Annotated in this window: 1 protein-coding gene; it reads right to left on the bottom strand. The window is 55.5% G+C overall.

Translation table 11 applies throughout. From position 1 onward, the window contains the following. Window positions 1-347: 347 nt before the first annotated feature. Window positions 348-965 (bottom strand): UbiX family flavin prenyltransferase, encoded by a 618-nt coding sequence (locus ABH944_RS44600; protein WP_404615849.1) that lies wholly within the window; start codon window positions 963-965, stop codon window positions 348-350. Window positions 966-1,162: the final 197 nt, after the last annotated feature.

Genomic DNA, 1,162 nt, shown 5'->3' with positions numbered 1-1,162 from the left:
GTGTGCCTCCAACGATCGCGCCCGTTCAGGTCCAGCGGCTACTCGCTTGCCATCGATCCGCCAGTGAATCCGGCAGACTTGGCGGGCTACGCTGAAATGAAGAATGAGTCTAACAATGGCGGCTTTGCGCCGCAAGAAATTGTCATGGACTATCCGTGCGGATGAATTGGCGAACGCATTGGATTCGAGGCCGCAGTTCCCGCTTTTACGCGGCGGAGGAGACAAAGCGAGTAACGGTCAAGCCGAGGCTATTAGTGTATTTACCAACGTTGCTGCAACGCAGCGAAGGCCGGCGCCAAGAGGAATTCCCCGCCAGCGTGCTATAGCCGACAACCGGAAAACCCGCGTCAAGGCCGCCCTGTCCATCGCTTGACAAGCCCGTTATCAACACCGAATAAATCAAGTAAGCGCCCGACCGTATGGTCTACCACGTCGTCAAGCGACTGCGGCAGTGCGTAAAGCGCCGGGACAATAGGTGCAATAATCGCGCCCATTTCTGACAGATTCGTCATCGTTCGCAAATGGCCTGTGTGCAAGGGGGTTTCCCTGATCCCGAGTACGAGACGCCTGCGCTCCTTGAGGACCACGTCTGCCGCTCGGCTCAGGAGCGAAGAGGTAACGCCGGTGCAGATTTCACTCATGGTCCGTACTGAGCATGGCAGCACCAACATGCCCATGGTGATGAATGAGCCCGACGAAATGGCGGCGCCGATATCGGAGGCCGGATACCAGGCGTGTGCTAGCTCGCGCAGGGCGACGGAGCTTGATCCCACCTCATGCTTCAATGTCAATTCCGCAGCCTTGCTGACGACCAGATGCGCTTCCACGCCGCATTGGCGCAACGTCTGGAGTGCCCGGACGCCGTACATGGCGCCGCTTGCCCCACTGATTCCTACGATAAGGCGTCTTGGCTCGCGCTCCGTCACTTTGCCTCCGTTCGTCGTTTTAATAAGAGTCTTGGTCAAATAAGTGTCGCCAGCATAGTCTCGGATTATCAAAGGTCTATCAAAAATTTAACTAACACAGTGAGCATCCAATAATATTTAGGACTATCTATTTCCAATTCTCCTATTCAATCATCGCTGTAGAAAGCTGATAGCTGTGGTGGCCTATCCGGCGCAGCATGCGCACCGCGGAGCGTCGAAACATATCTCCTTCTAGA

The sequence above is a fragment of the Caballeronia udeis genome (genome assembly GCF_044909315.1).
GTDB lineage: Bacteria > Pseudomonadota > Gammaproteobacteria > Burkholderiales > Burkholderiaceae > Caballeronia > Caballeronia udeis_A.
This window is presented reverse-complemented; position numbering and strand designations above follow the sequence as displayed.